General features: G+C 76.1%; 5 protein-coding genes and 1 pseudogene. All 6 read right to left on the bottom strand.

Annotation, left to right across the window (positions count from 1 at the left end; genetic code table 11):
- Nucleotides 1-471 (bottom strand): annotated as a pseudogene (locus AB0E96_RS37460) (ornithine cyclodeaminase family protein); the annotation flags it as partial.
- Nucleotides 472-629: 158 nt separating this feature from the next.
- On the bottom strand, nucleotides 630-1,658 hold the full coding sequence (locus AB0E96_RS37455; protein WP_359830741.1) for a proline racemase family protein: 1,029 nt from the start codon (nucleotides 1,656-1,658) through the stop codon (nucleotides 630-632).
- Nucleotides 1,658-3,013 carry an aldehyde dehydrogenase family protein gene (locus AB0E96_RS37450; RefSeq protein WP_359830738.1) on the bottom strand — a complete coding sequence of 452 codons (1,356 nt, stop codon included), beginning with the start codon at nucleotides 3,011-3,013 and terminating at the stop codon, nucleotides 1,658-1,660. The genes AB0E96_RS37455 and AB0E96_RS37450 overlap by 1 nt, the downstream gene beginning before the upstream one ends.
- A 60-nt stretch (nucleotides 3,014-3,073) precedes the next feature.
- Nucleotides 3,074-4,078 carry a proline racemase family protein gene (locus AB0E96_RS37445; protein ID WP_359830736.1) on the bottom strand — a complete coding sequence of 335 codons (1,005 nt, stop codon included), beginning with the start codon at nucleotides 4,076-4,078 and terminating at the stop codon, nucleotides 3,074-3,076.
- Nucleotides 4,079-4,165: 87 nt separating this feature from the next.
- Nucleotides 4,166-5,074, bottom strand: a complete 909-nt coding sequence (locus AB0E96_RS37440) for a dihydrodipicolinate synthase family protein (protein WP_359830734.1) — start codon at nucleotides 5,072-5,074, stop codon at nucleotides 4,166-4,168.
- An 88-nt stretch (nucleotides 5,075-5,162) separates the two neighbouring features.
- The coding region (locus AB0E96_RS37435; RefSeq protein WP_359830731.1) for an NAD(P)/FAD-dependent oxidoreductase at nucleotides 5,163-5,663 on the bottom strand (501 nt) is incomplete at its 5' end.

The raw sequence follows: 5,663 nt of genomic DNA, 5'->3' as shown, positions 1-5,663 counted from the left end.
CTCGGCCGTCAGCCCGAGGCCCCGGCCGTACTCGGCGAGCGCGCCGGCCCGGCCGGGGTCGCGTGCCACCACGGTGAGCCGGCGCAGCGGCCGGACGGCCATCAGGGCGTCCAGGTGCCCGTACGCCTGCGGCCCGGAGCCGAACAGCACCAGGTGCTCGGCCTCCGGCACCGCCAGCCGGCGCAGCGCGGCCGCGGTGACGGCGGGGGTGCGCAGCGCGGTGAGCGCGGCCCCGTCCAGCAGGGCGAGCGGCTGCAGGGTGGGCCCGTCCAGCAGCAGGTAGCTGCCGGTGATCCGGGGCAGCCCCCGCTCCGGGTTGGCGGGCGCGACCCCGGCGATCTTCACGCCCGCGTACGGCCCGGCGGCGGCCGGCATCAGCAGCAGCTCGCCGGCGGGCACGGGCACGGCCGACCGTGCGGGTGCCGCCTCCGGGTCGAACCCGTCCAGCAGCACCCGCTCGATCGCCCCCACCGCACCGGCGGGCCCGACCCCGCCGGTGCCCGCCACGGCGTACTGGAGCGGCACAACAGCCGTGCCGGGCGGTGCGATCGGGCTCTCGGTGGTGGAACTCGCGGCGGCCGGGCTCCCCGCGGCCGCGCTCGCGGCGGTCGAACTCACGGCGGCGGCGCTCACAGCAGGAACCCCGCTCCCAGCTCGTCGCCCGGCTCCAGGACGAAGCCGTGCTCGCCGGTGCGGTGGGCCGTTCCGCCGACCTCGGTGACCACGCCCTCGCCCAGCGGGTCGCCGCCCGCGAGGACCCGTCCGCTGAAGACCGTCCCGATGACCGACTCGTGCCGCAGCGGCTCGCCAGGGGCCAGCCGCCCCTCGGCGGCGAGCACCGCGAGCCGGGCGGAGGTGCCGGAGCCGCAGGGCGAGCGGTCGATCTGCCCGTCCGCGAAGACGGTGACGTTGCGCTGGTTCAGCACGCCGTCCACCGGGGGGAGTTCGTCGTACAGGATGACCCCGTACACGCCGGACAGCCGGGCGTCCGTCGGGTGCGCGACCGCCTCCGATCCGGCCAGGGCGGCCCTGATCTCCCGCCCCACGGCGGTGAGTTCGGGCAGCCGGCCGGTCTCCACGGAGAGCCCGAGGGCGGCCGCGGACACCGAGGCGTAGCAGGCGCCGGAGTGCGCGACGGCGACCTCCACGGTGCCGCGCGAGGTCTCCACCGGGAGCTTCAGCGCCGTCACCCGGCTGGGCACGTTGCGGAAGGTCACCCCGGTGGTCCGGCCGCCGGCCCGGTGCACCAGGGCGGTCACCCGGCCGGAGGGCACGTCGATCCGCACCCGGGCCACGCCGTCGGCGGGGGCCGTGACCAGTCCGGAGTCCACCGCCCAGGCGCCGAGCGCGATGGTGCCGTGCCCGCAGGCGGTGGAGTAGCCGTCCTTGTGCCAGAACAGCACGCCCAGGTGCGCCTCGTCGTCGTCCGGCGGCACCAGGAAGCCGCCGTACATCCCGGCGTGGCCGCGCGGCTCCCGGCTGAGCAGCTGCCGGACGTCGTCGAGCGCGCTGGGCCGGGGCGCGGTGGCGCTGCCGCCCGCGCCGAGCGCGATGGCGCGGCGCTCGGCGACGGTGTCGCCGGGGATCGGCGGTACGCCGTCCAGCACGATCCGGAACGGCTCGCCGGCCGTGTGGTAGTCGACGGTGCGGACGAACATCAGGCGACACCTCCCGGCAGCACGCTGACGGTCCGGCTGACGGTGTAGAAGTCCAGGGCCGCCTGGCCCTGCTCGCGCTCGCCGTGGCTCGCGCCCTTGGTCCCGCCGAAGGGCAGGTGGAAGTCGACGCCGCTGGACGGCGCGTTGACCCGGATCATGCCCGCGTCGAGCCGGTCGGCGGCGGCCAGCGCCACGTCCAGGCTGCGGGTGTGCACCGAGGTGGAGAGGCTGTGCGGGGTGTCGTTGGCGAGCGCGACGGCCTCGTCCAGGTCGGCGACGGCGTGCAGCACGGCGATCGGGCCGAAGAACTCCTCGCGCGCCAGCGGGTGTTCGGCCGGCACCTCGGTGAGCAGGGTCGGCTCGACGTACCAGCCGGCCCGCTCGGGCACCCGCCCGCCCGTCAGGACGGTGGCCCCGGCCTCGACGGCCGAGGAGACGGCTCCGGTCAGCCGGTCCCGGGCCGCGGCGTTGATCACCGGCCCGCAGACCGCGTCGTCGACCGCCGCCAGCGCCTTGACCAGCGCCTCGCGCAGCGGCTCGTACGCGGCGCCGACCGCGATCACCCGGCTGGTGGCGGTGCACTTCTGCCCGGCGTACCCGGCGACGGCCGCGGCGATGTGCCCGGCGGCCTGCGCGATGTCGGCGTCCGGCAGCACCAGCGCGGCGTTCAGCCCGCCGAGTTCGGCCTGCACCGGCACCCCGCGCTCGGTCGCGGCCCGCACCACGGCCCGGCCGACGCCGGTCGAGCCGGTGAAGGAGACCACGTCCGCGGCGTCGACCAGCGCCGCACCCTCCTCCGCCCCGCCGGGCAGCACGGTGAAGACGTCCTCGGGCAGCCCGGCCAGCTCCGCCAGCCGCAGCGCGCAGGCCGTCGCCTCGGGCGCCGGCTTGAGCACCACCGTGTTGCCGACGGCGAGCGCGGGCGCGGCCTTCCAGGTCGGGATCGCCAGCGGGAAGTTCCACGGCGCGATCAGCCCGGCGACCCCGTACGGGCGGCGCCGGGTGAGCAGCAGCCCGGGGCCGGCGGCGGTCTCGTGCACCGCTCCGGAGGGCGCGTACGGTGCCTGCGCGTAGTAGCGCCAGATCGCCGCCGTGCGGGCGACCTCGCCGAGCGCCTCGGCGAGCGGCTTGCCGACCTCGCGCACGATCAGCGCGGCCAGCTCGTGGGCGTGCGCCTCCACGGCGTCCGCGATCCGGCCGAGCGCCGCCGACCGGGCGCCCGCCCCTGCGGCGAGCCAGTCGCCCTGGGCCGCCCGGGCCCGCCCGACGGCGGCCCGCACGGCATCGGCGCCGGGCTCCTCGACGGCGACCACGAGGTCGTCCGGGTCGGCGGGGTTGTACGAGGTGATGGTCACGGCCAGCAGCCCTTCGGGGGAGGTACGGGGACGAAGGAGGTCGGTGGGGTCCCGGTGGGGTCAGAGCAGGAAGCCCGCCGGGAACGGGTCGCTCGGGTCGAGGAAGTACTGGGCGGTGCCGGTGATCCAGGCCCGTCCGGTGACGGTGGGCACGACCGCGGGCCGTCCGGCCACCTCGGTCTCCTCGACCAGCCGCCCGGTGAAGGTGGTCCCGATGAAGGAGTCGTTGCGGAAGTCCCGTCCGAGCGGCAGTTCGCCGCGCGCGTGCAGCTGGGCCATCCGCGCCGAGGTGCCGGTGCCGCAGGGCGAGCGGTCGAACCAGCCGGGGTGGATGGCCATCGCGTGCCGGGAGTGCTCGGCGGTGGAGCCGGGGGCGAGCAGCTGGACGTGGTGGCAGCCGTGGATGGACGGGTTCTCCGGGTGCACCGGGCGGTCCGGGCTCGCGTTGATCGCGTCCATCATGGCCAGGCCGGCGTCCAGGATCTCCTGCTTGCGCTCGCGCTCGAAGGGCAGCCCGAACTCGGCGAGCGGCAGGATGGCGTAGAAGTTGCCGCCGTAGGCGAGGTCGTAGGTCACCGTGCCGTGGCCGGGCACCTCGATCTTGCGGTCCAGGGCGACGGAGTAGGAGGGCACGTTGCGGATGGTCACCGCCTTGGCGGCGCCGCCCTCGACGTGGACGTCGGCGATCACCAGTCCGGCGGGGGTGTCCAGCCGTACGGTGGTGACCGGCTCGACCACCGGGACCATCCCGGTCTCGACCAGTACGGTCGCGACCCCGATGGTGCCGTGCCCGCACATCGGCAGCAGCCCGGAGACCTCGATGTAGAGCACGCCGAAGTCGGCGTCCGGCCGGGTCGGCGGCTGGAGGACGGCGCCGCTCATCGCCGCGTGGCCGCGCGGCTCGTACATCAGCAGGGTGCGGAAGTCGTCCAGGTTCTGCTGGAAGTGCACCCGGCGCTCCGCCATGGTGGCGCCGGGGATGACGCCGAAGCCGCCGGTGATCACCCGGGTCGGCATGCCCTCGGTGTGCGAGTCGACGGCGTGGAACACGTGACGGGTGCGCATGGGTCACAACTCCCGTGGGGGTTCGGATGGGTGGTGTGGGCCGGGCCGGCTGCCGCCGCAGCCGGCCCGGAGGCCCGGGATCGGGTCTCAGACCAGGCCGTCGGCCAGCGCCTTCTCGGTGGCCGCGCGGACGGCCGCCTCGATCTCCGGGGTGAGCGGCACGCGCGGGGCGCGCACCGGGCCGCCGGGGCGCCCGGCGATGTCCATGGAGAGCTTGATGGCCTGGACGAACTCGGTCTTGGAGTCCCAGCGCAGCAGCGAGTGCAGCGACTTGTAGAGCGGCAGCGCGGTCTCCAGGTCCTTGGAGACGGCGGCGTCGTAGAGCGCCACGGAGGCGGTCGGCAGGGCGTTCGGGTAGCCGGCGATCCAGCCGACGGCGCCGGCGAGCGCCAGCTCCAGCAGCACGTCGTCGGCGCCGATCAGCAGGTCCAGCCCGGGGGCCAGCTCGGCGATCTCGTACGCCCGGCGGACGTCGCCGCTGAACTCCTTGACGGCGACGATCGAGCCCTCGGCGTGCAGCTGGGCGAGCAGCGCGGGGACGAGGTCGACCTTGGTGTCGATCGGGTTGTTGTACGCCACGATCGGCAGGCCGGCCTTGGCGACCTCGGCGTAGTGGGCGCGCACCGAGGCGTGGTCGGCCCGGTAGGCGTTCGGCGGGAGCAGCAGGACGGAGCCGGCGCCGGCCTCGGCGGCCTGCTCGGCCCAGCGGCGGGACTCGGCGCTGCCGTAGGCGGCGACGCCGGGCATGACCCGGGAGCCGTCGCCGGCCGCCTCGACGGCGACCTCGACGACCTTGGCGCGCTCCTCGGCGGTGAGCGTCTGGTACTCGCCCAGCGAGCCGTTGGGGACGACGCCCTCGCAGCCGGAGTCGATCAGCCAGCGGACGTGCTCGGCGTAGGCGTCGTAGTCGACGGAGTGGTCCGGGCGCAGCGGCAGCGTGGTGGCGACCATGATGCCGCGCCAGGGACGGTTGGTGTCGTGCTGGGTGGTGGACACATGAGCTCCTTGATGAGGTGTGACATTTTACTAGAGCGGGCGGGCCGGAGACAAGGGTCCCCGGCCCGCCCTTCGACGACGGGACCCGTTACGCCTCCGGGGTGGGCCTCGCCGCCGGGTCCGGGGCGGGTCCCGCCGCCAGCTGGGAGAGCGGCACCGGGCAGCCCAGCGGCCGCCGGTCCGGCCCCGGCTCACCCGGGCCGGCCAGGCAGGCCACGGCCGGACCGCACATCCGGCCCTGGCACCAGCCCATTCCGGCCCGGGTGAGCAGCTTGACGGTGCGCGGATCGCCCGCGCCCAGCTCGTCGACCGCCTCCCGGATCGCCGAGACCGGCACCTCCTCGCAGCGGCAGACGTCGGTGTCCGGACGCAGCCAGCCGGTCCAGCCGGGGCCCGGCCGGTGGGCGGCGGCCATCAGGTCGGCGAAGGCCCGCAGCCGCGAGCGGCGGCGCAGCAGCGCGGGTGCGGGCGGCCGCCCGGCCACCGCGTGCGCGGCCAGCTCGCCCTCGGCGAGCGCGAGGTCGGCGCCACCGACACCGTTGGTCTCCCCCGCCGACCAGAGGCCGGGCACGCTGGTGCGCAGCCGGGC

It is taken from the genome of Kitasatospora sp. NPDC036755, assembly GCF_040636595.1.
Lineage (GTDB): Bacteria > Actinomycetota > Actinomycetes > Streptomycetales > Streptomycetaceae > Kitasatospora.
The sequence above is the reverse complement of the archived record's forward strand: the minus strand, read 5'-3'. Positions and strand labels throughout refer to the sequence as shown.